Source organism: Deltaproteobacteria bacterium (assembly GCA_011773515.1).
Classification (GTDB): domain Bacteria; phylum Desulfobacterota; class Deferrimicrobia; order J040; family J040; genus WVXK01.
Map to the genome: position 1 here is coordinate 12,119 of WVXK01000018.1, position 25,261 is coordinate 37,379.

Sequence of the window (25,261 nt, forward strand, 5' to 3'; positions counted from 1 at the left end):
CTATCGGCAAGATGGTAGTCCCGTGTCCCGTTTTCTATCGCTCTGTCGCTCTCGAGCTCTCTTGTTTACTGGCTTCCCTTCATCTTCGTGTACTGAAGCCTGCCGCCCGCAAGGAGTATCTCGATCTGGCGCCCCGAGAGCGTGTGCTTGAGCTCGAACTCGAAGCCCTTCGTCCTGTTCACCGCGGTGACCGTATCACCCTTCTGTATGGCCTCTTTCACCCCGGGAAGCTCGATCGCATCGCCCTGGTCGACCCGGTCGTAGTCCTCTTCACGTGCGAACAGAAGGGGAAGGATGCCGAAGTTGACGAGGTTCGCCGAGTGAATTCTCTCGAAGGACTTGGAGATGACCGCACGCACGCCGAGGTAACTCGGGCAGATAGCGGCGTGCTCCCGGGAGCTGCCCTGGCCGTAGGACATGCCGCCCACGATGATGTTGTCAACCTCCTTGCCCTTGTTCTCGAGTGCTTTCCTGTGAAACTCCGCATCGACGCTCTCAAAGACGAACTCGGCATACTTGGGAATGTTCGACCGGTACTTCAGCCGTGCCCCGGCGGGCATGATATGGTCGGTGGTTATCTTGTCACCCACCTTGAGGGTGATCTCCCCCTGTATGCTGTCCCGAAGAGGCGCTGCCTCGGGGGGATTGCCGATATTGGGGCCTCTTTTGATCGCTAACCCCGAGGGGTCCCCGGGAGGCACGATGATCATCGTGTCGTCCACGATGAACTCATCGGGGGCGCCGATGTCGGGAGGCTCGAGACCATATTCCTCCGCCACGTCCCGCGGATCTGCGATGACACCCTTGATCGCGCATGCAGCAGCCGTCTCCGGGCTCACCAGGTAGATCCCCGCGTCCTTCGTGCCCGACCGGCCGAAAAAGTTCCTGTTGTTCGTCCTGACGCTGACCGCTCCCGACTGCGGCGCCTGTCCCGCCCCGATGCAGAAGCCGCACGTTGCCTCGAGGATCCGGGCACCGGCGCCGACCAGCTTGGCAACGGAGCTTTCGTTTGCGGCCATGAGGAGCACCTGCCGGGAGCCGGGAGCCACGCCGAAGCTGACCGAGGAATTAATCAGCCTTCCCTCCAGTATCTTCGCCACCGTGGACACATCCTTGTATGAGGAGTTCGTGCAGGAACCGACGAGGACCTGGTGTACCTCCATTCCCGCAATATCGCGAATTTTCGCCACGTTGTCCGGGCTGTGGGGCTGGGCAACCATCGGCTCCACCTCGGCGAGGTTTATGTCCAGGACCCTCTCATACTGTGCATCATCGTCCGCTTCGAGCGGAACCCAGGCGTACTCGCGCTTCTGGGCCTTCAAAAATGCCCTGGTGATCTCGTCAGAGGGAAAAACGCTCGTCGTGACGCCGAGCTCGGCTCCCATGTTGGTAATCGTCGCCCGCTCGGGGACGCTGAGGGACTTGATGCCCTCCCCGCCGTACTCGACGACCCAGCCCACATTTCCCTTCGTCGTCAATATCTCGAGGAGCCTCAGGATGACGTCCTTCGCCGACACCCAGGGAGAAAGCCTCCCCGTGAAATTGACCTTCAACACCTTCGGATAGGTCAGGAAGAAGGCACCGCCGGCCATGGCGATGGCCACGTCGAGCCCGCCCGCGCCGATGGCAATCATCCCTATCCCGCCATTGGTGGGCGTGTGAGAATCTGACCCCAGGAGCGTCTTGCCGGGGGCGCCGAATCTCTCGAGGTGGACCTGGTGGCATATCCCGTTCCCCGCCCGCGAATAATACACGCCGTGCTTGGCGGCGACCGTCTGAAGATATACGTGATCGTCGGCATTCTCGAACCCTTCCTGGAGGGTGTTGTGGTCAACATACGACACGGAAAGCTCCGTCCTGACCCTCGGGATCCCCATGGCCTCGAACTGCAGGTACACCATGGTGCCCGTTGCGTCCTGGGTGAGCGTCTGGTCGATCCGTATACCGACCTCCTTCCCGGGCACGGGCTCACCCGATACGAGGTGAGAATCGATAATCTTCTGTACGATGTTCTTGCCCACGTTATCCTCCTTTATCCTGTCTTGTCGATTTAATGCGGGAAAAGTCTTTCCAGAAACAGAATACCATTAACACACCCGTTGAAAAAGGTAAAGTACCAACAGGCAAGGACTTTCGCGCGCGGTAACGGGGCTCTCCCGGTCGGGCGGCGGCCTTCCCGGCGTCGCGTCTCCCACTTGTTTCGAAACCAAACGCGCCGAAAAAATTCACCCTTTGCTTTCGAATCTTGAGAATACCCGCCCACCTGTGGTATACAGATGTGGAACGGCCCAAAATATCTATGTTTTTCGGGTCATCCGGAAGGTTGATGCGGGGTTTTTTCAAACAGGTCAAAGGGGTCACCAGCAGGCGCCTGGGAGAGCCGATCAGAAAGGTCATATTCCGGACACTGAGCCGTCTCGGAATCTCCGACCAGGCGTTCAACCTCCTGCTCGCCATTCTCGTGGGAGCCCTGGCCGGCCTCGGCGCGGTCGTATTCATAAAGCTGATAGACTTTTTCACCTGGATATTCTTCGGGGAGATCCACGAGAAACTCCTCAGGAAAACCCGGTATCTCATCTTCATCCTTCCGGCCCTGGGCGGCTTCCTCATCGCCCCCCTCATAAAGCTCTTCCCGCAGGAGGCAAAGGGGGACGGAGTACCGGACGCGATGGAGTCGATCACCCTGAGGGGAGGCCTCATAAAACCGAGGACGACCATCATCCGAACCCTCACCGCGGCAGTAACCCTCGGTTCGGGGGGCTCCGTGGGAAGAGAGGCGCCGATCGCCCAGATAGGGGCGGCCATCGGATCGAGCGTCGGGCAGTTCTTGCGGCTTTCCGGCGAAATGATGAAGACCCTGGTGGGATGCGGAGCGGCAGGTGGAATCGCGGCCGTCTTCAACGCCCCCATCGGCGGCGTTTTCTTCGCCCTGGAAGTCATGGTGGGCGATTTTTCCCTCCAGACCTTCGGTCCCATCGTGATCTCGTCGGTGATCGCAACGGTCACCATGAGGGCCTTCCTCGGCAACATCCTGCAGTTCCAGGTCCCCGCGTACGAGCTCAAAAGCGTCCTCGAGTTCCTTCCCTATGCCGCCCTGGGGGCCATCTGCGGCCTCCTCGCCGTGGGATTCATCCTCCTCCTGGACAAAACGGACGAATATTTCAACGAGAAGCTCCCGGCAAACCCCCTGGTCAAACCCGCTCTGGGGGGGCTGATCGTCGGCGTCGTTGCGATCGTATTTCCCGAGGTCCTCGGCACCCACATGGATTCGGTGAACGAGGCGCTCTTCGGGATCGGTGCGTGGTATCTGCTCCTTGCCCTTGCCCTTTTGAAGATCATCACCACCTCCTTCTCGATAGGCAGCGGCGGGTCGGGTGGGGTTCTCGGGCCCTCCCTCTTCATCGGCGGGATGCTCGGCGGGGCGCTGGGGAAGCTCTTCCTCGTCCTTCTTCCCGGCGTGATCTCATCGCCGGGGGCATACGCGCTGGTGGGCATGGCCGCCTTCCTGGCATCGGTCGTACACGCCCCGATAACGGCGATCCTGATCGTCTTCGAGATGACCAACGACTACAAGATCATCCTCCCCCTGATGACGGCGACGATCATCGCCATGATCGTTGCAAAGCGATTTCTCCCCTACTCACTCTATACCTTCAAGCTGCACCAGAAAGGCATCGACATCGTGTCGGGAAGGGAAATGGGGGTCCTCAAGTCGATGCGTGTCTCGGACATAATGAAGAGCGCATTCTCGACGATCAACCCCGCGGCGAGCTTCGAGGAGCTCATCCAGATATTCATAACGAACCCGACGAACTACCTCTACATCCACGACGTAAATCACAAGCTGATGGGGGTCATCACCTTTTCCGACATCAAGTCCTTCGTCAGGGAAGACGAACTGGCGGAGCTGGTGAGGGCCAACGACGTCGCCACGACGGATGTGGTGGCAGTCTCCCCCGAAGACGATCTCTTCACGGCCCTGAACAGGTTCGGGTACAAGAACGTCGAACAGCTGCCGGTCATCGACAACCGGATTACGGGGAAGCTGATCGGTGTCATATACCGGAAGGACGTGCTCCAGGCATATCAAAAAGCGCTCATAAAGATGGACGTGGAAACGTAGGCAGGCAGCGGAGACGGCAGCGCAGCCCCGGTGAAGCCCTCTGTGGCCGGTGGAAGTAAATTATCGGGTCTTGATCCGGAAGCGGCAAACGCGCCCCCCTCCCCTTACTCCTCCATGTGGCGGGTGGGAATGGAAAAGAACTCGTGGTCCCGTATCTCGTTCCAGAACTGGACCAGATCTTTCGTGTAAATGAGCAGGTCGTGCTTGACCCCGATCTGATCGAGGACATGGTTCTTCAGCGTCGCCTCGTGGATAAACCCGAGCTTCTCGAAGACCTTCAGCGCGCCGTACTGAATTTCCATCATCTCGGCAACGATCTTCTCGAGGCCGCACTTCAGCGCATAGAAGAAGAGCTCCTGCGCTATGACCGAGCCGAGGCCCTTCCTCTGAAAATCCCGCGCAATCGCTATCCGGATGGTGCCGATGTGGTGCATCCATCCCGTTATCGTCCTGTGGAGCGTGCCATCTCCCACCACCCGGTTGTCGTACCAGGCAAGAAGGGGAAAGACCTTGTCGTAATTGAGCTCGCGGGCCCACTTTTCCACCACGAGGGGGTCCGTCACGTCATCCTTCAGATACAACCTGTCTTCCTCGGGAAGGGAAACGAAGAACTCGAAGACAGACTCCTTTTCTTTCTTCTCGAACGGCTTGATGGTAACGCGCATGCCATCCCGCAGAGTCACTTCTTTCGGGTATCCTATTATCATAAGCACCCTCCTTTGTCTTCTTTAATAAAATGACGTTTTATTGTTGTGGGATTATTTTACCCCGTTTTTCCCCACCCTGCACACTCATTTTCTCACTTCGGGGGAAATATTTGAATCCCTTTTTCGGCCTTCATTTGATTTTGTCGATAAAAAATCGTATCTATAATAAACGACTCCCGAAACAGGGTCACGTGTCCCGGAACCGGTTGATGGACGAAACGAGAAAAAAAATGAGCGCTGCTGCACTGATTATGGTGAGCAGCGTTTTTCTCAGCAGGATCCTCGGGTACGCCCGGGATGCGGTCATCGCGTACACCCAGGGAGCCCACGCGGGCACGGACGCCTACTTTGCCGCTTTCACCATCCCCGATTTCCTGAACTACCTTCTGGCGGGCGCGTCTCTTTCCATCACCTTCATCCCCATCTACGCCGACTACCTGAGCAGGGACGACAGGGACGGAGGGAACCGCGCTTTTTCCGCCATATTCTGTATATTTTCCGTCATTCTGGTCGCGCTGATCATTGTCGGCGAGGTTTTCGCCGAACAGCTCGTTCCCCTCATAGCACCCGGGTTCCAGGGCGATCAGATAGCATACACCGCCAGATTGACGAGGATCGTCATGCCGGCCCAGATGTTCTTTTACACCGGCGGCCTGCTCATGGCGGTCCAATACGCACGGGGAAAGTTCTTCATACCCGCGCTGGCGCCTCTCATCTATAACGCGGGGATCATTGCGGGAGGGCTTTTGCTCGGGAAAAAGCTGGGGATGGAAGGGTTCGCCTGGGGTGTCCTCGCCGGATCCTTTCTCGGGAACTTTCTCATCCAGCTTTTCGGAGCCTTTGCATCGGGCCTCAGGATACGGCTGCACTTCGACGCAAGGAACCCGGGATTCAGGGAGTTCATCCGGCTTTCCATACCCATCATGCTCGGCTTCTCCCTCGTTTTCGTGGACGAATGGATGAGCAGGGTATTCGGCTCTTTCCTCGTCGCGGGAGCGATAACGTGGCTGAACAACGCACGGAGGCTCGCACAGGTTCCCATCGGGGTTCTCGGCCAGGCATCGGGAGTTGCCTCCTATCCCTTCCTCGCCGAGCAGGCGGCCCAGGGTAAAATCAGGTCCATGTTCGGCGACATGAGCGCCGCCCTCGACTGGGTCTTCTACTCCTCCGCTTTCGCCGCCGCGCTGGTCTTTCTCTTTTCCCGGGAAGTGGTCCTCCTGGTGTTCAAGAGAGGCGCCTTCAACATTCACGACGCGGTCAACACCGCCTCGGCCCTCTCCCTCTTCTCCCTGGGAATTCCCTTCTGGTGTTCACAAAACATCGTGGCGAGGGGCTTTTTCGCGATGAAAGACACGCTCACCCCCACGATTATCGGGTCCGTCGCGTGGATTTTAACGCTTCCTGCCTATTACCTCCTGATGGTCAATTACGGCGTGAACGGCCTTGCCGGAGCCTCGACGATCGGCATAGTCCTCCACACGCTCCTGCTCTACGGCTTCTTGCTCCGTAAGACGGCTATACCCTTCTCGTTCCGGACGGTGAAGGTCCCCTTCGTTTCAGCGATCCTGTGCGCCCTCTCCATAATCGGAACACGGGAGCTCCTCGGAAGGGTTGACCTCCTCCCCCGCTGGGACGAAATGGGCGGGGCCCTCATCAGGTTGGCCCTGGGCTCAGTCGCTTTGGGTATCCTGTTCGTCCTGGCGGGATTCATGCTTCGCCTCGGGCCCGCGCGGGCCATCGTCGGCAGGGTTATCCCGCCGAAAGAAGAGATGTCGCCGGAATAACAAGAAAGGGGATGAAAACATGGGAAAAATACTCTACCGGAGAGACGGCAACATAGGCACGGTTACCATATCGAACAGGCCGAAAAAAAACGCCCTCACCATGGACATGCTCAAATCCATGAAAACGATCTTCCAGGAGGTAAGCGGCGAGGGCGACCTGCGGTGCCTGGTCATCAGGGGTGACGGCGATGAGTCCTTCTGCGCCGGTTACGACATTCACGCAATCCCTTCCCGGGATGAGGCGGGAGAGCAGGTGCTGCTGTCGGCCAACCCCTTCGACGACATGATCAATGCCGTGGAAACGGTGAAGTTCCCCGTCATATCGATGCTGAACGGCATCGCCTTCGGAGGGGGGCTCGAGCTTGCCTGTGCCGGGGATATAAGAATTGCATCGGACAGGGCCGTCTTCGGCATGACCCCGGCGAAGCTGGGAATCATCTACCGGCCCGCGGGGCTCATGCGCTTCGTGAACATCATAGGCGTCCAGTTCACCAAGGAGCTCTTCTTCACGGCCCGCCTGGTCAGCGCCGTGAGAGCCGCCGAAATAGGCCTGGTGAACAGGATCGTCCCCCCGGAAGAGCTCGAGCAGGTGGTATACGAAACGGCGAAGGAGATATCAGAGAATGCCCCCCTGTCCATACAGGGGACGAAGCGGTTGCTCAGGATGTGCATGGAGCACTGGAAGATGGACGAGGAACGGGTGGCAGAGGCCGACGCCCTCATACGAAAGTGCATGGAGTCAGATGACCTGGTAGAGGGAAAGAGGGCATTCCGGGAAAAACGGGCACCCCGCTTCAGGGGAAGCTGATCTCCTCGCCGCCCCGCAGCCGGGAAAGCGCCGTCGGCCGGCGCGTATCCTCCCGGCTCCACGGGGCAGCCGGTCTCCGGTACTGAAGGGGAAAATTACAGGACGAAAAATATCCTCCCCCCGTAAAGCGCCTCCATGAGGTCCTCGCGGGGAACGGTGTTGTTTCCGATGTCGCAGTCTCTCCTGCCGAACATCGACCGGGTGCCGCCCTGTATGGTCACCCGGGAAAGAATGATCCTTCTCGTTTTCATCAGGGCGAGCCGCTTGAAAAGCTGCCTCGCTTTCAGCAGAAACAGGCCCAGAGCAACCTTTTTCGCCCTCCCATCACACACCACGCCCACTATTCTCACGGGAATGTTTTTCTTCGATACGGCTGCCTTGCGGACCTCGGACAGGGCGAAGGAGGTCGTGGTGGCCACCACGACCCGGTAACCCCGGCTCCGTGCAATCGCCGATACATCCTCAACCTCCCTTTTGCGCAGGCAGAAGGGGAGCAGGAGTATTTTGATTTCTCCATACCCGGAAGGGGCCGTATCGGCTTTCATGATTGTCTATCCCCGCTTCTTTTCTGAGCGGGGGGGAATGTTCAGCCGCTTTCTGAGGGCACCGACATAGTACTGCTTTTTTTCCAGCGGCAGAGATCTCTTCTCGAGGATGTTCAACTGAAGGATCTTCTCATTGAGCATCGAAATCGTGCTCTTAAGATCCCTCTCGCTGTCCACGGTGGAAAGGAGCGTCTCCAGCGTGGCTATCTCCTTCCTGAGCTCCAGTTCGGGGGGGAGGAGGCCGGCATTTTTCAATACCTTGTAGCAGATTCTCAGTTCTTCGGGAACCATGGAGAGGTCCTCGATCACGAGTGGCCTTCCCTTCCCCGGGAGATTCTTGAAATCCCCCCTCTCGATGGCCTCCTTGATCCTCTCCTCCGCTATTTTCGCGATGATGTCCAGGGGTCCTTGCCCTCCACCCGGCTTTACTTGCCCTTTTTCTGTCCCAACAGGATGCTGTTCAGGTCCCGAACCACCACATCGGGGTCAAGGCCTTTATGGAACGCCGTATAGGCTATTGTCTCCCGCTTCGAGCTCGGGCAGGAAAGGCACCGCTTGCCGAAGAGTTCGCCGATCTTTCGGCGCAGAGCGGGAAAGTTCTCGATAACCTCATAAAGGATTGACTCGGGTTTGACCTGTTTGTTTTCCTTTTTCATGCCACTCTCCCTCCCAGTAACATTATATAAAAAAAACCGCCCACCCTTCGCAGTTTCGACCGCCGGGAAAAAAATATGGAATCCCCATCGCTCACACGCTGTCGAATGTGAAGAATTTCATCGTGAAGGCACCGCGCCCCTGGGTGAGCGACCTCAAGTCCGTGGCATAGCCAAACATGGTCTTCAGGGGAACGATTCCTGATATCACCGTGAAGCCCACCCTCTTGTCAACCGACTCGACCTTTCCCTTCCGTGAGGAAAAATCCCCAATCACCCCCCCGAGAAACTCTTCCGGCACCGTTATCTCTATCTCCATGACCGGCTCGAGGAGCACGGGCCCGGCAGACCTGTACGCTTCGAGAAAGGCCCCGGCACTGGCCACCTTGGTGATCTGCGGCAGGTGAGCCGAATGGGGAAATTCGACGGAGAGAACCTCTACCAGGATATCTTCGACGGGGTACCCGAAGGCCCCGTAGCCCGACCCCTCCTTGATGCCGAGAACCACGGCCTCTTTTGCGGAATCGGCCAGCGGGGCCACCGTGTCGCGAAGCTCGATCTGTATCCCCGTTCCCCTGTCCCGTGCCGAAACGCGCGCCGTTACCACGGCCGCGTACCGCTTCTCCTCTATATCCCGTTCGAAGGACCCCTCCCCGATTCCGACGCCCGCAACCGTCTCCCGCATGAGCACCTCGGGCCGTCCCATCTTCGCGGTGACGCCGTAAAAGCGGTGCATCTTGTCGACGCTCACGTCGAGCTGCAGCTCACCGACTCCCGAAAGGATCAGCTGGCCCGTTTCCTCATCCTCCTTGAATTGCAGGGTGGGGTCCTCTTCCGTTATCTTCCACACCACCTCCTTCAGCCTCTCGATGTCGCTGATCCTGGCCGGCTCGAGGGTGACGGAGATGACCGGTTTTCTCACCTCTATCGGCTCGTATTCGATGGGGTTTTCGGGGTCACATATCGTGTCCCCCGTGCCGACGTTCTTGAGCCCCCTCACGGCAACGATGTCGCCGGGCTGCCCCGCATCCGTCCTCTCCTTTTTTCCCGCGTGCATCCTGAAGACCCTCGCCACTTTCTCCCGCTCTCCGGTCCGGATGTTTTTCACCACCGAGCCCTCCCTGACTTCCCCCGAGTAGACCCGCAAAAGAACCGTTTTTCTTCCCTCTTCCATGATCACCTTGAAGGCAAGGGCGGAGAAGGGCCCGGATATGTCAGGGGAGCGCGTGAGCCCCACGCCGGTATCGGGATTCTTTCCTATCATCGGCGGGGCCTCTATCGGCGAGGGAAGAAAGTCGACGATCCCGTCCATAACCGGCTGTACCCCCCTGTTGCGAAGGGCAGAGCCCCCGAAAAGCGGATGAAACCTCCCCGCAATCGTCCCGTTCCGGAGCGCCCTCTTCAAAAGGTCGACGGGAATCTCCCCTCCCTCGAGGTAGCGCTCCGCGAGCTCATCGTCAGCGTCCGCGGCAACCTCGACGAGCGTTTCCCTGAGCTTTACCGCCTCCTCCATCATCTCGGCGGGTATTTCCCCCCGCAATACGGTCCTGCCCAGGTCGGAATCATCAAAGGTGAGGGATTCCATGTTCACCAGATCGATGACCCCCCGGAAGGACTCTTCCGACCCGATGGGGAGGGTGACGATCACCGGATTTGCTCCCAGCTTTTCCCTCATCTCCCCCATCACCTTCAGGTAATCGGCCCCGGGCCTGTCCATTTTGTTGACGAAGGCTATGATGGGGACCCGGAACTTTACCGCCTGATTCCACACCACCTCGGACTGGGGCTCGACGCCTCCCACGGCGCAGAACACCGCCACCGCTCCCGCCAGGACCCTAAGGGACCTCTCCACTTCGATGGTGAAATCCACGTGTCCGGGCGTGTCGATTAAGTGAATCTCGGCTCCCTTCCAGGGGAACTGGGTGACGGCAGCGGTGATGGTGATCCCCCGCTCCTTTTCCTGGGGAAGGTAGTCCATCTGTGCCTCCCCGTCATGGACCTCCCCTATCTTGTAGCTGATACCCGAGTAGTAGAGGAACCTCTCCGTGAGGGTCGTCTTGCCGGCGTCGATATGGGCGATAATGCCGATGTTCCTTATGCGTGACACCCTTTCCCTGAAGGAACTCACATGGCCCCCTTAAAAGTTTTCCCTGAAGAGGTTGAAGGTGGACGTCCCGGGAATCTCCCGGTCCCTCAACACATGGTCCAGGACAGCCGCTGACTGTCCCTGTGGCAGGTTTCTCAGGTCCACGAGAAAATCGCTTATGCCGATCCCCATGAAACGGTCTATGTAGCCGCTTGCGCTGTAGTGTATCTCCGGGTACAGAGCCGTTCCCCGGGATTTCGTGACCGCCCTGAATTCTTCCCCCATCCGGCTTTCCACCAACCGCTCCCCGTCTTCACGGAAGGGGCGAAGGCGGGACACCATGAGGGGAACGCTCATGAAAACCGGCAATATCCCGAGCCCCCGCAGAAACTTCGCCTCCTTCAAAAGATTCTTGAACGTGGTTTCCAGGGGCAGAATAAAACGGGAGACGCCCAGTCCGTGGAGGAGCAGGCACGACGCGGTATTGAAAGAATAGAGGCCGTGGTCCGAAATCACCTCGACTTTGCGAGCCGGGCCATGCTCCCGGAGCACCTTTATCCATCCCACATCGGGCACGACAAACCTGCGAAACCCCATGTCGGCGATCTTCTTAATCCCCCCCCGGTAAAAGGTCAGGAGCGCGTCCGACTGGCACGGCGGCAGGGCAAAGATCAGCTTGCTCCTGTCAAAGGGCATCAGCTCCTGTGAATCCCTCACGAGGCTCTTGGTCACGCTGACGATCACGTAGTCGGCCATGTCCCGTATCGCCTTCGCCTCCCTTACCGTCTCGACGGCGGCGTACAGGCCCGTCGGCTTCCTCTCCTTCCGGGTCCCCGGTATCCTCAGGGACGATATGATCGATACCCTCCTCTTCTTCAGGTCCAGGTAGAGCGATTTGTCGAAGTCCTTCGACGCCTTTTCAAAAACCCGCACCACGTCGCCGGGGGCAATTCCCGACGGCGGGTTCCCGCGCAGAACGACACTCCCCAGGGGGAAGTCCCCCCGGTAGGAATCGGCGAGCAGTTTCTCCAGCGCAGCGGGGCTGACCCGTGCCTCCTCTCTCTTCCCCTCGACCCGGAAGTCGTAGCGTTTCCTGAAGCCTGCCATGGAGCCAGTCACGGTTATGACGGCCCCCTTCACGAACACGGAGAAGCGGGTGCCCGACGAGGGAAGGCCCGCATACAGGGACGCGGCAGATTCGGTGGCCTTTTTCCTTTCCCGCCCCGGGCTCACCCGGTAGAGGAGGTCCCCCTCCCGGACATCAAAGGGCACCTTGACCCACATCTCGTCGTCCTTCCTCTCCATAGCGAGGAGGGTAAAGCCCGTTCCCCTGCCGGTGACACGGTTTTGCACCCTCAGCCGCTCCCCTTTTTTCAGCTCACAGCGGCTCGTTATCAGCACATAGGGGCGGCGTATGGCAGCGATATTCCCGATAAACTCCCCTACGGCTCCCGCCGTCTCCGAGGTAGCCGTGCTCGTCTCGTCTTCGCCGGAGATCACCCCGCCTGCCCGTTCCCGTCCAATCACCCCCTCGAGCATCGCCTCGCCCTCGAGAACTCCCTCTTCGGCCTGCCCCGCGTAAATTTTGTCTATCGCCTTCCTGTAGGCCGATACCACATCGTGAACGTACTCGGCCCCCCGCATCCTTCCCTCGATCTTGAAAGCCCGCACCCCGAGCTTCATCAGCCCGGGCAGCATCCTCATCAGGGAGAGATCCTTCGCAGAGAAGAAGGATGCCTCACGGTTCAGCCTCCTTTCCCTGAACACCCGCCTGCAGGGCTGCACGCACTCCCCGCGGTTTCCGCTCTTACCGCCGAGGTAGCTCGAAAAGAGACACTTCCCCGAGTAGGAAAAGCACATGGCGCCGTGAACGAACAGCTCCACGTCGAGGGAGCTTCTCCTGACAGCTTCCCTGACCTGCTCCAGGTCGAGATGCCTTTCGAGGATTGCCCGCCGCACGCCCAGTCCGGCGTATACATCGAGAATCCTCGCGTTGAAGTTCCCCATCATGGTGCTTGCGTGGATCTCGGCGGATGGAAAGTGGGTCCTCAGTATCTCCAGGGCACCGAGGTCCCCCACGATAAACGCGTCGGGGGAGTAAAGGGACGCCGCCGAGACGAGGTCGATGAAAGAGGGGAGCTCCTCTTCGAGGACCTGGGTGTTCACCGTTACGTAAACCCGTGCGCCGCGCTCGTGGGCATAGGGAATAAGTTTCGCAAGGTCGGGGATGGAGAAGTTATCGGCCCTGATCCGTGCGTTGAAGCGGGGAAGCCCGATGTATACGGCATCCGCTCCGGCATCGAGGGCGGAAAAGAAGCTCTCCAGGTTTCCCGCGGGAGCAAGCAGCTCCGGCTTGCCGGAAAATGGCTCTTTCCTCTTTTGCCGCCTCTTCGCTAAGGGGGGCCTGTCCTTTTTCCGACCCCTCCTGTGCCTATCGCCTGCCTCTTTCATTCTCCTGCGCATGGGGCGCTCCCATCCTCCTGAAGATTTAAATTATACCAGTTTCGGCGTGAACAGAAGAGAGGGGGAACGCTCCGTCGAAATGAGCAGCTGCGCCCGGAGGGCTTCGCGCATGCGCGAGGGGCAGACGAAGGAAGACCTCCCCGTAACCATTAAACTTTTGCGGGAAATGAGCGATGAAGACTGAGAGGAAAAATAATCGTGTGCGAGGAGGTCCGGCATGCATTACGTACCCCTGGTGCTGATCGCGGCAGGAGTCGGGTGGGGTATCCTCACCTACAACGCCTTCGTGAGCATGAAAAACAGGATCAGGAACTCGTTTCACCAGATCGACGTCCAGCTCCGGCGGAAAATAGACCTGATCCCCAACCTCGTCGAGGTGGTCAAGGATTACATGAGCTTCGAGAAGGATACGCTGGAGAGGGTGATACAGGCCAGGAGCATGGTTACCCGGGCAAAAGACCCGAAGGAGAAGGCCGAGTCGTCGGCGCTGCTGACCGATGCCCTCAAGTCGCTCTTCGCCGTCGTGGAGAGTTATCCCGATCTCAAGGCAAACAGGGCAGTGGCGGATCTCGAAGAGGAGCTGACGTCGACGGAAAACCGCATCGCCTATTCACGGCAGTTCTACAACGACTGCGTGATGGCGTACAACACAAAGCTCGAAAAATTCCCCTCCAACCTGATCGGCTCGCTGTTCAACTACGAGAAGGAGATCTACTTCGACACGGGAGGCGAGAGGGAGCAGAGGATCAGGGTCGATCTCGTACCTGGCAACTGACCTGATCCATGGCTGTCCAGGGTAAACAGTGTCATCGATGCGGCGGGGCCGTTTCCGCCTCCCCTTCCGAATGCCCCTTTTGTTCCGCCCACGGGGTGCCCCTCGGGATGGTCACCTTCCACGAGGCGATCGAGCAAAACAGGAGGGCCTCGTACCTTTTGACGGCAGCGCTCGTCGTAACGGCGGTTCTCGTCGGCTACGTCACCGGAAAGGCCCAGGGCCATACCATTGCCGGTGTCATGCTCGCCCTGTCAATCCTGGCGGTCCTCGCCATCGTCACGTTGACGTCCGGGAAGGAGATTCCCCTCCTCGTAAACAGCGCGACGAAAGCCGACGCCGAAACGGAGCTGCTCCTCACGAACATCATCGAGGAGCTGAAAATCGCCTCGGGCCTCCGCTCCACACCGGAAGTGTACGTCATCGAAGACGGCACGATCAATGCCTTCGCATCTGCCCTCTCCGACGAGGCGGCCGCAATAGCCGTGACGCGAGGGGCCATCGGCAACCTGACCCGGGAGGAGCTCCAGGGGGTCCTGGCCCACGAGGTGTCCCATATCCTCGGCAGGGACACCAGGTACTTTCTCTTTCTCTCGGTCTTTGTGGGCTCGGTCGTCATGATTTCTGACCTTTTTCTCAAGATCGGCCTCTTTTCCCGGAGGGCGCGCCTCTCCATCGGGCTCGTGGTCCCGGCCCTGTTTCTCGCGCTCTTCTCGCCGCTGATCGTCACCATCCTCCGTTTCGCCATATCGCGGAAGAGGGAGTTCCTCGCCGACGCCCGGGCGGTGCAGATGACACGCAATCCCGCGGCGCTGGCATCGGCGCTCCGCAAGACGACACGGTTCGGTTCCCGGATCGAGGGGGTCAACAGGGCAACGAGGCACATGTTCATCCTGAACCCCTCCCCGGCAAACGGGTTCGGCGATCGGTTCCTCTTCTCCACCCACCCTCCCGTCGAAGAGCGCATCAAGCGCCTTCAGATGATGGGGGCACGATTTTTCCAAAAATAGATTCCCCCTTGATATATAATTGCTACTAATCCGGCTTATGGACGAATGCCTTTTCGGCTGCACGGGAAGCCTGCCGGCCGAAAAGCGAGGGATTACGGGCACAATCGGAGCGCCTCGCAGCGCGGCGGGAGCCGTGAGAGGGCGGAAACCTTTTTCGTGTCCGGTCGTGACGGAAAAAAAACGCGGGAGGTTGGATATGCTGGAAAAGGTCAGGATCTTCGGAAAGGACACGTGACCCTACACGGTTCGCGCCCGTGAGGATTACGCGAAAAACGGATTCGACGTCGAGTACATAGACGTCACCAAAGACCCGGCGATGCTCAAGGAAATGGTAAAGATCTCGGGCGGCAGAGAGGTTCCGGTCATCATCGAAGGCGAGAAGGTCACGGTAGGCCACGGAGGCACCTGAGGGATATAAGGAATGTTGCAGTTTGCAACAAGCCATCATTTTTTTTCCGGAGGAAGCTTATGAAGGCCAAAAATTGTTTGCTCCTTTGTGTTCTGCTCGTCTCTGTTCTCATCATCCCGGCGCCGGCACGTGCCTTTTTGAACAACTTCGACACCGCCGCCATCTCAGACCAGGGGAAGTGGAAAGGGAAGCTGGGGATAACCTCCTCGGATAATTTTTTCGCTCTCTTCGTGGGGGGGAACTACGGGATACAAAGCGGCTTCGAGGTTACCGGCCGTGGAGGCGTTCTCAATTCCGATGTGGATGAAGACGAAACGGGCCTTCTGCTCGGCATCGGCGGGAGGTACAAAGCCGCGTTCTTTGCAAACCCGAACTACCCCGACTTTGCACTCCAGGCAACGTACGACCTGGGCTTCGCCGACGGGAGCGCCCTGCACTCGATCGCCGCGGCGGCGCTCGTATCAAAGGAGGTAACCGCCGCTGAAAGCAAACACGCCATCACTCCCTACGGCGGCCCCGAGATCGAGGTCATGGGGGGGTCGCTGAACGACGACACGGACGTGAACTTCCACCTGACCCTGGGGACCGAGTTTCTCCTGGATAGGCAGTTCGGCATCATCTTCGAAGGCAAAATAGGCGGCGGGTCCTCGGTCGGATTGGCCGTCTCGTACAAATTCTGACGAAAGGGGGAGAGAAACCGCATGGTGAAGCTTTCTGAAGTGGCCCTGAAATTTCTCAACCTGGGAATCGAAGCAGAGCTCATGGCATACGTCTTCTACAAGAAAGTCCTGAAGATGCTCAAGGAAAAGGACCTGATCGCGATAATCGAAAAGTTCGCCCACGATGAAAAGGAACATTTTCTTCAGCTGGAAAACGAATACGACAAGAACGTTCGATCCGAGATGTGGGCCCCCTACAAGGACATCATGAGGAAGGAGGGGCTTCCGGAAATCGACGAGTACATATCGGAAACCCACCGGGAGCTCCTGAAGAAGATCGGAAAGCTCAAGACCAAGAGGGACATCTTCGAGATGGCCCTCTCCCTCGAGAAGGAGGCCTTCAACCTCTACGAGGAGTCCTCCAACAAGGTCGAACAACCGGAGGCGAAAAAGATATTCGAGCATCTCAAAAACTTCGAGCTGGGCCACGTGCGAACCGTCGAACGGGCCCTCAAGAACCTCTAGAAAAGTCGGAGGAAGGCCAGACGGCGGGACCTATCGTGGGGAGCCCGGAGCTTCGAACCCGGATCAAACCCGTCTTTTGAAGTCCCCGTGCCTCATTTCAAAACTTCCCGGAGGGATCACTCCACCCATGGTTCGTCGGAGTCGAAATCGATATCCTTGGGGGGAACGTACTTCTTGTTTATCTCGACGATATCGGTGGAAAGCCTGTACTGGTCGTAAATCGCATTGAGCTCCCGCGAGTGATCTATCTCATCGAGCCTGATGGTGCCGAGTGCCCAGGTCAGCTCGGGGCTCGTGAAGACGTTCAGCCCCTTTTCGCAGAGTTCGATCGCCTTCTTTTCGCCTTCCAGGTGCCGCTCGATCATCTCTTTGATGGTGGTGGGCGTCTGGCGCCTCAGGTGCCCGCTGCTCGGTTTCGGCGTTCCCCCGAGCTTCCTGATCAGCTGGCACAGCATGCGGGCGTGCTCGATCTCCGTGGCACCGAATTTTCTGAACCGCTCCCGCAGGTACTCGTCATGGATGTTTTCCGCGTGGAGGTTGTAGTCGAAGATACCCTGGTACTCCACCTTCAGCATGGTGTTCAAAAACTTCACCACATCGTAGGTGGCGATGCCTTCTCCCTGAAAATCCCCCATCCTGACCGAGTCATCTTTCGCACGTGAGCCGATTTTCCCGAGGAGGTCCAGGAGATCCGGGTCTTTCAGTTTATCCCCGCCGAGAAGATCCTTCGCCTTGTCGGCCTTTTCGGCAAGGGCTTCGAGCAGATCTTTGATCTCGCCGAGGACGATGTCTTTCTTCATGTCTCCTCCCCTCCAGGCACCGTTGTTTCTCTTATTTTACACCCTTACATAAGAGGGTGCGCCGCGGGGTAAAGTTTCGGGGGGACGCAACGGTGCGGGCCGTTTGCCGCTTAGCTTACATGCTCTCCATGCGCAGAACGATGCGCTTGATGACCTCCGACGCGTTTATCACCGACTCGACGGAGATCCTCTCGTCGACGCCGTGTATCCTGCCCAGCTCCTCCTTCGGGATCAGGCAGGGCAAGAGCCCGTAGGTAACCACTCCCGCAGCCCGGTAGTAGCGGGAATCGGTAAATCCCGTGGAGAGATAGGGCAGCGCCGTCATACCGGGGTAGACTTCCCCGAGTGCATCCCTTATGAGGCCGAAAAACTCCGTCTTCTCCGACCCCGAAGGGTTTGCGGCGTACAGGACTTCGACCGTGATATCGAGGCCGTCCAGGGTTTCCCTGATCCTCTCCAAAACCGTTTCGGGATCCCGGCCCGGGAGTATCCTCACGTCGATCGACGCCTCCGCCACGGCGGGGATGACGTTTGGCTTGAACCCGGCGTTCAGCATGGTCACGGCAACGGTGTCCTTGAATACCGCCTCCATTTCCGGCGCAGAGGACACGATCTCGGAAAGCTGGGACGCAGAGGGAAGGGGTGATTTTCCCGTACGGTCCAGGGAGATAACCCCCCGCTCGTCAAGCGCCAGCAGCATGTTTCTCACCGGTTCCGTCAGTTCGGGCTCGTCTTTCAGGGATATCAGCCTTTCCAGCCCCCTGACCAGGCGCACCGTGGGGTCTTTCTCCGTCGGCCGGGAACCGTGGCCCGCCCGTCCCCTTGCCACGAGTTTCAGCCACAACGGCCCCTTTTCCCACATGTTTATCAGGAAATAGTCCCCCGGCCCGAAGAGGTCGCGGACGCCGATGCCCCCTTCGTTGAGGCCATAACAGCCGGAAAGCTCCCCGCCGTGCTCCTTCACGAAGTAGCCCGCCCCGTCGTCGCCACCCACCTCCTCGTCGGGATTGGCGACGATGAACACCTTCCTGTTTAGTTTCCCCCTCTCTCTCAACGCCTTGAGTGCACCGAAAATCTGGGCGATGCCGAGTCCTTTGGTGTCGAGGGTCCCCCGCCCGAGCACATACCCATCTCTCACCTCTCCGAGGAAAGGCGGGAATGTCCACTCCTCCTCCCGGGCAGGGACCACGTCCATGTGGTGGATCAGGACCAGCCCGGGACCGGCGTCCCCGCCGATATTGCACAGGATGCTCGACTTTGCTTCGCTCATGCCGTACACGGAAGATTCGAAGCCGAGCCCGGCCAAAAGCTCGCCAAGGTACCGCACGGCCTCGCTGCAGTCCCCGGGCGGATTTGACGTGTCGATCCGGATGTACTCCGACAGCGCCGAAATCATGGCTTTGTCTATATCATGCATGCAAAGATCCTCCCCGTGTTGCCGCTCCCGGTTCCGTCCAAAACGGTTCGGCGGCCTGAGTTCCCCGTTGCCCCCCATCCCCGGGTCCGGGATCCGCACAGCCACCCCCCGCCATGGTGCCGGCTCCTGAATTTCTGCGTCAACCCGGACATTCCCGACTCCCCTTTGTCACAATGCCGCTGTATGCTGAATTTTCGATCTTCCGCCGATGGCTTTCCGTGATCGAGTACGGAGATACGCCGCGCCGGAACCGCTAGTATCTGGCAGCCCCCCTCCTGAGTTCCACCAGGACCTGCTTGATGATGGCCTTCAAGGTCTCGAACACACCGATGCCGTTTATCGCCACCACCTCGAACTCGGGGACGTTCCGGTAATTCAAGAGAGCATGGAGTTCCGAGACAGAGGCTATGTTGTCCAGGTCTCTCTTGTTGTACTGGATGGCCAGGGGGATCCTGTCGAGGTCATACCCCTGCTCCTTCAGGTTCACCCTCATGTTCTCAAAGCTCTCCACGTTCGCGTCCACCCGGGTAATCTGGGAATCTGCGACAAAGACCACCCCGTCGACGCCCTTGAGTATCAGCTTCCTGCTCGCGTCGTAGAAGACCTGGCCGGGGACCGTGTAGAGGTGAAACCTCGTCTTGAACCCCCGCACGTCACCGAGGGAAAGGGGGAGGAAGTCGAAGAACAGCGTCCTCTCCGTCTCCGTGGCGAGGGAGATCATCTTGCCCCGCGATTCGGGCCGCATCTTCGAGAAAATATACTGCAGGTTCGTGGTCTTCCCGCACAACCCGGGCCCGTAGTAAACTATCTTGCAGTTGATTTCCCTTGCTGAGTAATTGATAAAAGACATTGAGACCCGGCTTATCTCCGCTTCACTTAAAGAGTTTGTCGATATCCTCGTCCGTTAGTTCCTCGAAGATCATCTCCTCATCAGCGGTAAAATGAAGCCGCGCATCGATCTCCTCGAGGACTCTCAGCACATTCCGGTTCGACTTCTTCACCCTGAGGCGGACAAGGCCCACGGGGGTCCGGGCATCGAAAATGACGACGAGGATGACCCTGTTATCGATTAGGGAGATGTGCATATTGTCTTTCTCGCCCTGATGGAAGAGAATGGAAAACTCCTTTTCCCCGATGAGCCTGGCAAGCCCCCCCGATGCCGCGATATTCCCTGCAGCCAGGGAGCTCAGGGCCATTGTATCGTATCCCTCCTCTTCCCCCACGGAGCAGAGAAGCTGGCCGTTCTTATCCACGAGAAACACTACTTTTGAGTGAGACTCCAGCAGGATCCTGCGCAAAACGGACTTCAGTTGCCGGAACTCCTCATCCCGTATTATGAGGTGACTGCCCTCCAAATATCCTCCTTCAGCGGGACGATTTTTCACCCATTATATAATAATGGATTGAAATTGAAATAAAATTAATCTCCCCGCTTCGCCTGCTTCTCACAGGAAGCGTCCCTAGAACTCGACCGCGTCTCCGCAACCGACATAATCCCTGGTCTTCGTGCCGAACCGGCCCGTCCCGGGATGCACGTTCAGGCCCGCCTCTTTCATTTTCTGGACCGTCACCGCGCCGGTGCAGTGATTGCAGGCGTACAATTCGACCCCGTAGCCCTTCAACTTCCCGATCAGGGTATCGTGCTCGGCTTCCCACTCGTCGAAGGGGCAAATGTGAAGGCCGCCGTAGACACCGTAAACTTTCCTCCCGGGAAACTCCTTTCTCCCATACTCGAGAATATCGATGATCCCCGGGTGGCTGCATCCGATGACGGTCACGATCCCCTTTCCCTCGACGTCCACGTAGAGGACCTGCTCGTTTCTCACCTTCAGGAAAATAGGCACATCGAAGGTTGCCGAGTAGACCCCCGGAAACAGCTCGTGCTTCTTCCCCGGGGGCAGGACCCGGGCCTCCCGGGAAAGGCCGCTCTCCGCGATCATACGGCGGCCTTTTTCCGTGAATCCCTCGGGGATCACGACGGGAACACCGGGGTTGAGCCCGGCGACGGTGCCAAGCGCGAAGAAGTGGTCCACGTGCTCATGGGTGATGTAGACCATGTCTATCTCACCGTTCCTCAGCATCTCGTCCACGCCCTCCCGCTTCAGCACTTCACCGACGTAGGCGTGATCCCATCCCACATCGACGAGAATTTTCCTGTCGGCCCCGGCGCCGTCGGTTATCTCGACGAGGTTCATCACTCCCGCCGCGTTCCCCTCCGTCCACCGCACGTCGTACTGGTCCGACCCCAGGCCCCCGGACTCCCGGACATCGAGCCGCATCCTCGCGTCGTCCTTCCAGGACACCTCGGAAAGGCACCTGACCCGCATCTTCTTCACCCGCTCTGCACCCGTGGCCATATTCTCCTCCATACCGTATCAAACGTTGAAGACAACGAGTTTGATCTCGGTCATCTCCTCGATCGTGAACTTCAGCCCCTCACGGCCGAGACCGCTGTTCTTCACTCCCCCGTAAGGCATGTGGTCCACCCTGAACGTGGGCACGTCATTTATCATGACGCCCCCGACATCGAGCTTCTTGAATGCGTACATCGCCTTGTCCACGTCCTTGGTGAACACGCCTGCCTGCAGCCCGTATATGGAGTCGTTGAGCTTCTCGATACCCTCCTCGAAGGTCTCGTACGAATCGATTACGGCAACGGGCGCAAAGACCTCCAGGCAGGAGACTTTCATGGTCCTGTCGACCCTGGTGAGAACCGTCGGCCTGATAACGTTGCCCCTGCGCACGCCCCCCGTTTCGACCCTGGCTCCCTCGTCCCGGGCCTCCTTGATCCAGCCCTCGACACGCTTCGCCTCTTCCAGGGTTATCATGGGGTTGACGTCGGTTCTGGGGCTCAGGGGATCCCCCATCCTCAGCTTCTTTGCCCTCTCGACGAACTCCTTCACGAATCTCCGGTAAATCTTTTTGTTCACGTAGATGCGCTGCAGGGAAATGCACACCTGCCCGGAGTAGGCGAAGGCCCCGACGATGGACCTCGGGATCGCCCAGTCGAGATCCGCATCATCCTCCACGACGATGCCGCAGTTGGAGCCGAGCTCCAGGATCGCCTTTTTCTTTCCGCAGCGCTCCTTTATCGCCCACCCCACGGTGGGTGAGCCCGTAAAGGTGACCATGGCAACCCTGTCATCGGTGACCAGCGCGTCACCGACCACGGATCCCGAACCCGCGACGAGATTGATCGCCTTCGGCGGGAGCCCCGCCTCCAGAAGGACCTCCACGAGCATGATCGACGTAATGGGGGTTACGCTGGCCGGCTTGTGCACAACGGTGTTCCCGGCGGCAATCGCGGGGGCGATCTTGTGGGCCACCAGGTTGAGGGGAAAGTTGAATGGGGAAATCGACGCGATGACCCCGATGGGGAACCTGTCGTAGTAGCCGACCCTCGTCTCGGCCCCCGCGGCGGCACTCATGGGTATCGTCTCCCCGTGTATCTTCAACGCCTCCACCGCGGCGAAGCGAAAGGTCTGGATGGCCCTTTCCACCTCCCCTATAGCGTATTTCCAGGCTTTCCCCGCCTCCAGGGCGATCATCCTCGCAAAGGCCTCTTTTTTCTTCTCCAGCAGCTCGCTCGTCCTGGAGAGAATCCGCGCCCGCTCGTGCAGGGGCATGTCCGCCATGACCGCTCTCGATCCATGTGCCGCACCGATCGCATCGGAAACCATATCGGGGGTCGCGGAGGGGACCCTCCCCACGACCGACCCGTCGTACGGGTTGATCACGTCGAACTTTTTGCCCTTCCGCACCCACTTCCCGTCAACGTACAGGGCTCGATTTATCATGACCTACCTCCTTTCGTGGCTTCACCATCCTTCATTCCCGGCAGAGAATCCCCGCATCCGGCGCGGGTATTCTATCTATTATAATAGCTTCCGGGGCACGAAAAAACCCGAACTGCCCCTCTACCGGAGAAACAGGTAGGTCACGACGATAAAAGTGGGAACCAGGACGATTACGGAATAGATGAAGTAGCCGAAGAAGGACGGCATCTTGACGGCATTCTCCTCGGCGATGGACTTCACCATGAAGTTCGGCGCATTGCCGATGTAGGTGTTCGCCCCCATGAAGACGGCGCCGGCCGATATTCCCATCAGGATCTTCGTCGGAATCCCGACGACTTCGGGGTTCGCTCCCAGGCCCTGGGCGAGGGAGAGAAAGGTGAGATAGGTCGGCGCGTTGTCCAGGAAGCTGGAGAGGGACCCCGTGGCCCAGAAAAACTGCCACGGTTCGGTAACGCCGAGCTCGGCACCCCGGGCCTTCAAAATCAGCAGGGCGGGAATCATCGCCGCAAAGATTCCCGCGAAGAGCTTCGCCACTTCCTCTATCGGGTGGTAGGTGAACTCGTTTTCATCGCGCAATTCTTTCGGGGTTACCTTGATGGAAACGAGTGCGGCGATGACCATGATCACCTCCCGTATGGGGGGTTTCACGAAGACGGCCCCGAGCACCGCGAGCAGCAGGAGAAAGTTGTACGAGCCCACGAGTTTCAACGGTACCTTTTCCTCCTCGAGTTCGTGGCCGTGCATTTCCAGATCCTTTCTGTATTTGATCGTGTCCAGCACGAAAAAGATGGCGACGACGAGTGAAACCTCGAAGGCCCAGAAGTGCCAGAGGTTCTTCAGGGTCCAGAAGAAGGGCACCCCCCGGAGAAACCCCAGAAAGAGGGGTGGGTCGCCGATCGGCGTGAGTGAGCCCCCTATGTTGGATACGATGAAGATGAAGAATATGACCACGTGGGAAAAAGATTTCCTCCAGCGATTTGCCCGTATCAGGGGCCTGATGAGTATCATGCTCGCCCCCGTCGTCCCGAGCAGGTTGGCGATGACCGACCCGATGAGAATGATGATGCAGTTGGATACGGGCGACCCCTTGATCTTTCCCCTGAGGAGGATACCGCCGGAAATGATGAACAGGGCCCCGAGGAGCACGATGAAGGATGTATATTCCGCCCCCGTGTGGAGTACGGTGTGATAATCCCGGTAGAGAAAATAGGCTGCCACGGGGGCGCCGAACACCGCCGCAACCTTCCCGTAGTGTTTCGCCCAGAAGGCCGGCCGGAAAAGGGGGAAGAGCGCTATCGAGAGGAGCAGGCCGGCAAAGGGCAGCACCCAGAGGACCGACAGCTCTTTTCCGAGGGCCAGCTCATCTTCCGAGCAGATTCCAAGAGCGGGAAGGGCAAGGAAAAAGGCAGCAAGGAGAAAGCAGGCGGAAAATCTCCTTATAGATCCGGTTTTCATCGCAACATGACCTCCTATTCGTGAATAAACAGGGAACAGGCTGGATTATCTATGAGGGCATTGGTCAGGGATCCGAAGAGATACTCCATCAGCTTGCTCTCTCCCCTCTTCCCTATGATGAGGAGGCCAATGTTTTCCGTTTCGACAAACCGCCTGATTGCTGAATCCTTCTCCCCCTTGAGGATCACTTCCTCGACGTTTTCAAAGCCGTGCAGCTGGAAGAAGGCCTGATAGGGGGCAAACCTTCGTTCGGGCCCCTCCCCGGTCGAAACGTGGGAGAAGACGATCCTGCTCCCGGGAAAAATCCCGAGGTGCAAAAAAGCGTAAATGGCATGAAAGGCGTCGGAGCTGAAATCTGAAGCGACGCCGACAGTTTTACCCTGCAGCTTGCTGCTGTCCCCGGCAAGAAGCAGAACGGGAACGGGCGACCGTGATATCACGTCGGCGAAAAAATCATGGGACTCTTTCTCCCTCGAGTAGGAGAAAACCGATTCCCTGTGGATGACGAGCAGGTCGGAACCGATGCAGCGCCGTAAAATCTCGTCCCGGGGGTCGCCTTCGGCCACCTTGAAGGTGTAGGTGATTTTCTTCCTTTCGAAATGCCTCCCCATGGAGGTCACGAACTCCTTCAATCTCCCCTTCTCGCTGGAGGAGACCTTTTTCACCGCCTCATCTGCCATTCCGATAGCCCCGGGCGGAGCCCCCGACAGACTCGCGACTATCCCCTCGATGTCGACGATACCGAGGCCGTGGACGGCAAAGTGCCTCTTCGACACCATGGAGCTTACAAACGAGGCGATCTCTCCGACCTTCTCCTCTCCCCCGACGGGAACGACTATTTTTTCGAGCATCAGTACCTCCCCGCAAAGCGTATTGCGTCACGCAACAACCCCTTCACCTCCCGGTCATACGAATCGCCTCCGGGCACGGCTCATGATACCACAGGGAACACCGCCACCTCATCCCCCACGTTCACGGCTCCTCCTGCCGTCCACGCTGAATTTTCCGGGGCCGGCGCAAAGAACCATGAAGAGCCCCCCGATAATTGCGGTATTTTTCATGAACATGACGGCCTGCAGCGAGACGCTGAAATCACGGTGAAATATGAACGTCACGGGTATCATGAACATGAGGAGCAAAAGGGCCCCGATCCTGGTAAAGAAACCCGCCACAAGGAGCGCACCACCCGCCAATTCGACCAGTATGGCCAGAACGAGCCACATCGGCACCGCGTGCATATCGTGGGAC

General features: G+C 58.5%; 24 protein-coding genes. 8 read left to right on the forward strand and 16 right to left on the reverse strand.

Annotated elements, in window-relative coordinates:
- Nucleotides 1–65: 65 nt before the first annotated feature.
- Nucleotides 66–2,021, reverse strand: a complete 1,956-nt coding sequence (locus GTN70_02420; GenBank protein NIO15847.1) for an aconitate hydratase — start codon at nucleotides 2,019–2,021, stop codon at nucleotides 66–68.
- A gap of 305 nt (nucleotides 2,022–2,326) precedes the next feature.
- Here GTN70_02420 and GTN70_02425 point away from each other — a divergent pair, with 305 nt between their 5' ends.
- Nucleotides 2,327–4,123, forward strand: a complete 1,797-nt coding sequence (locus GTN70_02425) for a CBS domain-containing protein (GenBank protein ID NIO15848.1) — start codon at nucleotides 2,327–2,329, stop codon at nucleotides 4,121–4,123.
- A 104-nt stretch (nucleotides 4,124–4,227) separates the two neighbouring features.
- Here the strand turns inward: GTN70_02425 and GTN70_02430 are convergent, their stop codons facing one another.
- Entirely contained in the window at nucleotides 4,228–4,830 is a 603-nt protein-coding gene (locus tag GTN70_02430; GenBank protein ID NIO15849.1) for a GNAT family N-acetyltransferase, read from the reverse strand.
- 209 nt (nucleotides 4,831–5,039) lie between these two features.
- Between GTN70_02430 and murJ the strand changes: the two genes are divergently transcribed.
- Both murJ and GTN70_02440 read left to right on the forward strand, forming a co-directional pair.
- Nucleotides 5,040–6,614, forward strand: coding sequence for a murein biosynthesis integral membrane protein MurJ (murJ, locus tag GTN70_02435; GenBank protein NIO15850.1), 1,575 nt, complete (start codon nucleotides 5,040–5,042; stop codon nucleotides 6,612–6,614).
- A gap of 19 nt (nucleotides 6,615–6,633) precedes the next feature.
- Nucleotides 6,634–7,422 carry an enoyl-CoA hydratase gene (locus GTN70_02440; GenBank protein NIO15851.1) on the forward strand — a complete coding sequence of 263 codons (789 nt, stop codon included), beginning with the start codon at nucleotides 6,634–6,636 and terminating at the stop codon, nucleotides 7,420–7,422.
- A 95-nt stretch (nucleotides 7,423–7,517) separates the two neighbouring features.
- Here GTN70_02440 and GTN70_02445 read toward each other — a convergent pair whose 3' ends face one another.
- From GTN70_02445 to GTN70_02465, 5 genes are all read right to left on the reverse strand, one after another.
- Nucleotides 7,518–7,967, reverse strand: coding sequence for a hypothetical protein (locus GTN70_02445; protein ID NIO15852.1), 450 nt, complete (start codon nucleotides 7,965–7,967; stop codon nucleotides 7,518–7,520).
- Between the two features lie 6 nt (nucleotides 7,968–7,973).
- Entirely contained in the window at nucleotides 7,974–8,369 is a 396-nt protein-coding gene (locus tag GTN70_02450) for a DUF1992 domain-containing protein (GenBank protein NIO15853.1), read from the reverse strand.
- A 23-nt stretch (nucleotides 8,370–8,392) separates the two neighbouring features.
- Nucleotides 8,393–8,623: a disulfide oxidoreductase gene (locus tag GTN70_02455; GenBank protein NIO15854.1), complete on the reverse strand. Its 231-nt coding sequence runs from the start codon at nucleotides 8,621–8,623 to the stop codon at nucleotides 8,393–8,395.
- Between the two features lie 91 nt (nucleotides 8,624–8,714).
- Nucleotides 8,715–10,748, reverse strand: a complete 2,034-nt coding sequence (gene fusA, locus GTN70_02460; protein ID NIO15855.1) for an elongation factor G — start codon at nucleotides 10,746–10,748, stop codon at nucleotides 8,715–8,717.
- Between the two features lie 9 nt (nucleotides 10,749–10,757).
- Complete coding sequence (locus GTN70_02465; protein NIO15856.1) at nucleotides 10,758–13,169, reverse strand: hypothetical protein; 2,412 nt, start codon at nucleotides 13,167–13,169, stop codon at nucleotides 10,758–10,760.
- A 217-nt stretch (nucleotides 13,170–13,386) separates the two neighbouring features.
- Here GTN70_02465 and GTN70_02470 point away from each other — a divergent pair, with 217 nt between their 5' ends.
- The 5 genes from GTN70_02470 (at nucleotide 13,387) to GTN70_02490 (ending at nucleotide 16,544) form a co-directional block, all read left to right on the forward strand.
- Nucleotides 13,387–13,944 (forward strand): LemA family protein, encoded by a 558-nt coding sequence (locus tag GTN70_02470; protein ID NIO15857.1) that lies wholly within the window; start codon nucleotides 13,387–13,389, stop codon nucleotides 13,942–13,944.
- Nucleotides 13,945–14,051: 107 nt separating this feature from the next.
- On the forward strand, nucleotides 14,052–14,951 hold the full coding sequence (locus GTN70_02475; protein NIO15858.1) for a M48 family metalloprotease: 900 nt from the start codon (nucleotides 14,052–14,054) through the stop codon (nucleotides 14,949–14,951).
- A gap of 292 nt (nucleotides 14,952–15,243) precedes the next feature.
- Nucleotides 15,244–15,360, forward strand: coding sequence for a hypothetical protein (locus GTN70_02480; GenBank protein ID NIO15859.1), 117 nt, complete (start codon nucleotides 15,244–15,246; stop codon nucleotides 15,358–15,360).
- 59 nt (nucleotides 15,361–15,419) lie between these two features.
- Entirely contained in the window at nucleotides 15,420–16,040 is a 621-nt protein-coding gene (locus tag GTN70_02485; GenBank protein ID NIO15860.1) for a hypothetical protein, read from the forward strand.
- A gap of 21 nt (nucleotides 16,041–16,061) precedes the next feature.
- Nucleotides 16,062–16,544 carry a hypothetical protein gene (locus GTN70_02490; protein ID NIO15861.1) on the forward strand — a complete coding sequence of 161 codons (483 nt, stop codon included), beginning with the start codon at nucleotides 16,062–16,064 and terminating at the stop codon, nucleotides 16,542–16,544.
- 116 nt (nucleotides 16,545–16,660) lie between these two features.
- Here GTN70_02490 and GTN70_02495 read toward each other — a convergent pair whose 3' ends face one another.
- The 9 genes from GTN70_02495 to GTN70_02535 all read right to left on the reverse strand — a co-directional run.
- Nucleotides 16,661–17,344, reverse strand: a complete 684-nt coding sequence (locus tag GTN70_02495) for a hypothetical protein (GenBank protein ID NIO15862.1) — start codon at nucleotides 17,342–17,344, stop codon at nucleotides 16,661–16,663.
- Nucleotides 17,345–17,459: 115 nt separating this feature from the next.
- Entirely contained in the window at nucleotides 17,460–18,761 is a 1,302-nt protein-coding gene (locus tag GTN70_02500; protein ID NIO15863.1) for a M20/M25/M40 family metallo-hydrolase, read from the reverse strand.
- 253 nt (nucleotides 18,762–19,014) lie between these two features.
- Complete coding sequence (locus GTN70_02505; protein NIO15864.1) at nucleotides 19,015–19,611, reverse strand: gliding-motility protein MglA; 597 nt, start codon at nucleotides 19,609–19,611, stop codon at nucleotides 19,015–19,017.
- Between the two features lie 22 nt (nucleotides 19,612–19,633).
- A complete protein-coding gene (locus GTN70_02510; GenBank protein NIO15865.1) occupies nucleotides 19,634–20,116 on the reverse strand; it encodes a roadblock/LC7 domain-containing protein in 483 nt (160 codons plus the stop codon).
- A gap of 105 nt (nucleotides 20,117–20,221) precedes the next feature.
- Nucleotides 20,222–21,118 (reverse strand): MBL fold metallo-hydrolase, encoded by an 897-nt coding sequence (locus GTN70_02515; GenBank protein ID NIO15866.1) that lies wholly within the window; start codon nucleotides 21,116–21,118, stop codon nucleotides 20,222–20,224.
- 18 nt (nucleotides 21,119–21,136) lie between these two features.
- The gene (locus GTN70_02520; GenBank protein NIO15867.1) at nucleotides 21,137–22,558 is read right to left on the reverse strand and encodes an aldehyde dehydrogenase family protein; all 1,422 of its coding nucleotides are present in this window, start codon (nucleotides 22,556–22,558) and stop codon (nucleotides 21,137–21,139) included.
- Nucleotides 22,559–22,678: 120 nt separating this feature from the next.
- Nucleotides 22,679–24,013 (reverse strand): sodium:proton antiporter, encoded by a 1,335-nt coding sequence (locus GTN70_02525; protein NIO15868.1) that lies wholly within the window; start codon nucleotides 24,011–24,013, stop codon nucleotides 22,679–22,681.
- A 14-nt stretch (nucleotides 24,014–24,027) separates the two neighbouring features.
- Nucleotides 24,028–24,864, reverse strand: coding sequence for a universal stress protein (locus tag GTN70_02530; protein NIO15869.1), 837 nt, complete (start codon nucleotides 24,862–24,864; stop codon nucleotides 24,028–24,030).
- Between the two features lie 108 nt (nucleotides 24,865–24,972).
- Nucleotides 24,973–25,261 (reverse strand): DoxX family membrane protein (locus GTN70_02535; GenBank protein ID NIO15870.1); only part of this gene is annotated, 289 nt, incomplete at its 5' end.

Bases quoted from the DNA above. Each gene is read 5' to 3' on its own strand.
- GTN70_02490 (NIO15861.1), top strand. From the start codon at position 16,062: ATGGTGAAGCTTTCTGAAGTGGCCCTGAAATTTCTCAACCTGGGAATC.
- GTN70_02445 (NIO15852.1), bottom strand. From the start codon at position 7,967: ATGAAAGCCGATACGGCCCCTTCCGGGTATGGAGAAATCAAAATACTC.
- GTN70_02430 (NIO15849.1), bottom strand. From the start codon at position 4,830: ATGATAATAGGATACCCGAAAGAAGTGACTCTGCGGGATGGCATGCGC.
- GTN70_02520 (NIO15867.1), bottom strand. From the start codon at position 22,558: ATGATAAATCGAGCCCTGTACGTTGACGGGAAGTGGGTGCGGAAGGGC.
- GTN70_02470 (NIO15857.1), top strand. From the start codon at position 13,387: ATGCATTACGTACCCCTGGTGCTGATCGCGGCAGGAGTCGGGTGGGGT.
- GTN70_02455 (NIO15854.1), bottom strand. From the start codon at position 8,623: ATGAAAAAGGAAAACAAACAGGTCAAACCCGAGTCAATCCTTTATGAG.
- GTN70_02475 (NIO15858.1), top strand. From the start codon at position 14,052: ATGGTCACCTTCCACGAGGCGATCGAGCAAAACAGGAGGGCCTCGTAC.
- GTN70_02525 (NIO15868.1), bottom strand. From the start codon at position 24,013: ATGAAAACCGGATCTATAAGGAGATTTTCCGCCTGCTTTCTCCTTGCT.
- GTN70_02485 (NIO15860.1), top strand. From the start codon at position 15,420: ATGAAGGCCAAAAATTGTTTGCTCCTTTGTGTTCTGCTCGTCTCTGTT.
- GTN70_02500 (NIO15863.1), bottom strand. From the start codon at position 18,761: ATGCATGATATAGACAAAGCCATGATTTCGGCGCTGTCGGAGTACATC.
- GTN70_02425 (NIO15848.1), top strand. From the start codon at position 2,327: ATGCGGGGTTTTTTCAAACAGGTCAAAGGGGTCACCAGCAGGCGCCTG.
- GTN70_02515 (NIO15866.1), bottom strand. From the start codon at position 21,118: ATGGCCACGGGTGCAGAGCGGGTGAAGAAGATGCGGGTCAGGTGCCTT.
- GTN70_02465 (NIO15856.1), bottom strand. From the start codon at position 13,169: ATGCGCAGGAGAATGAAAGAGGCAGGCGATAGGCACAGGAGGGGTCGG.
- murJ (NIO15850.1), top strand. From the start codon at position 5,040: ATGGACGAAACGAGAAAAAAAATGAGCGCTGCTGCACTGATTATGGTG.
- GTN70_02440 (NIO15851.1), top strand. From the start codon at position 6,634: ATGGGAAAAATACTCTACCGGAGAGACGGCAACATAGGCACGGTTACC.
- GTN70_02495 (NIO15862.1), bottom strand. From the start codon at position 17,344: ATGAAGAAAGACATCGTCCTCGGCGAGATCAAAGATCTGCTCGAAGCC.
- GTN70_02530 (NIO15869.1), bottom strand. From the start codon at position 24,864: ATGCTCGAAAAAATAGTCGTTCCCGTCGGGGGAGAGGAGAAGGTCGGA.
- GTN70_02505 (NIO15864.1), bottom strand. From the start codon at position 19,611: ATGTCTTTTATCAATTACTCAGCAAGGGAAATCAACTGCAAGATAGTT.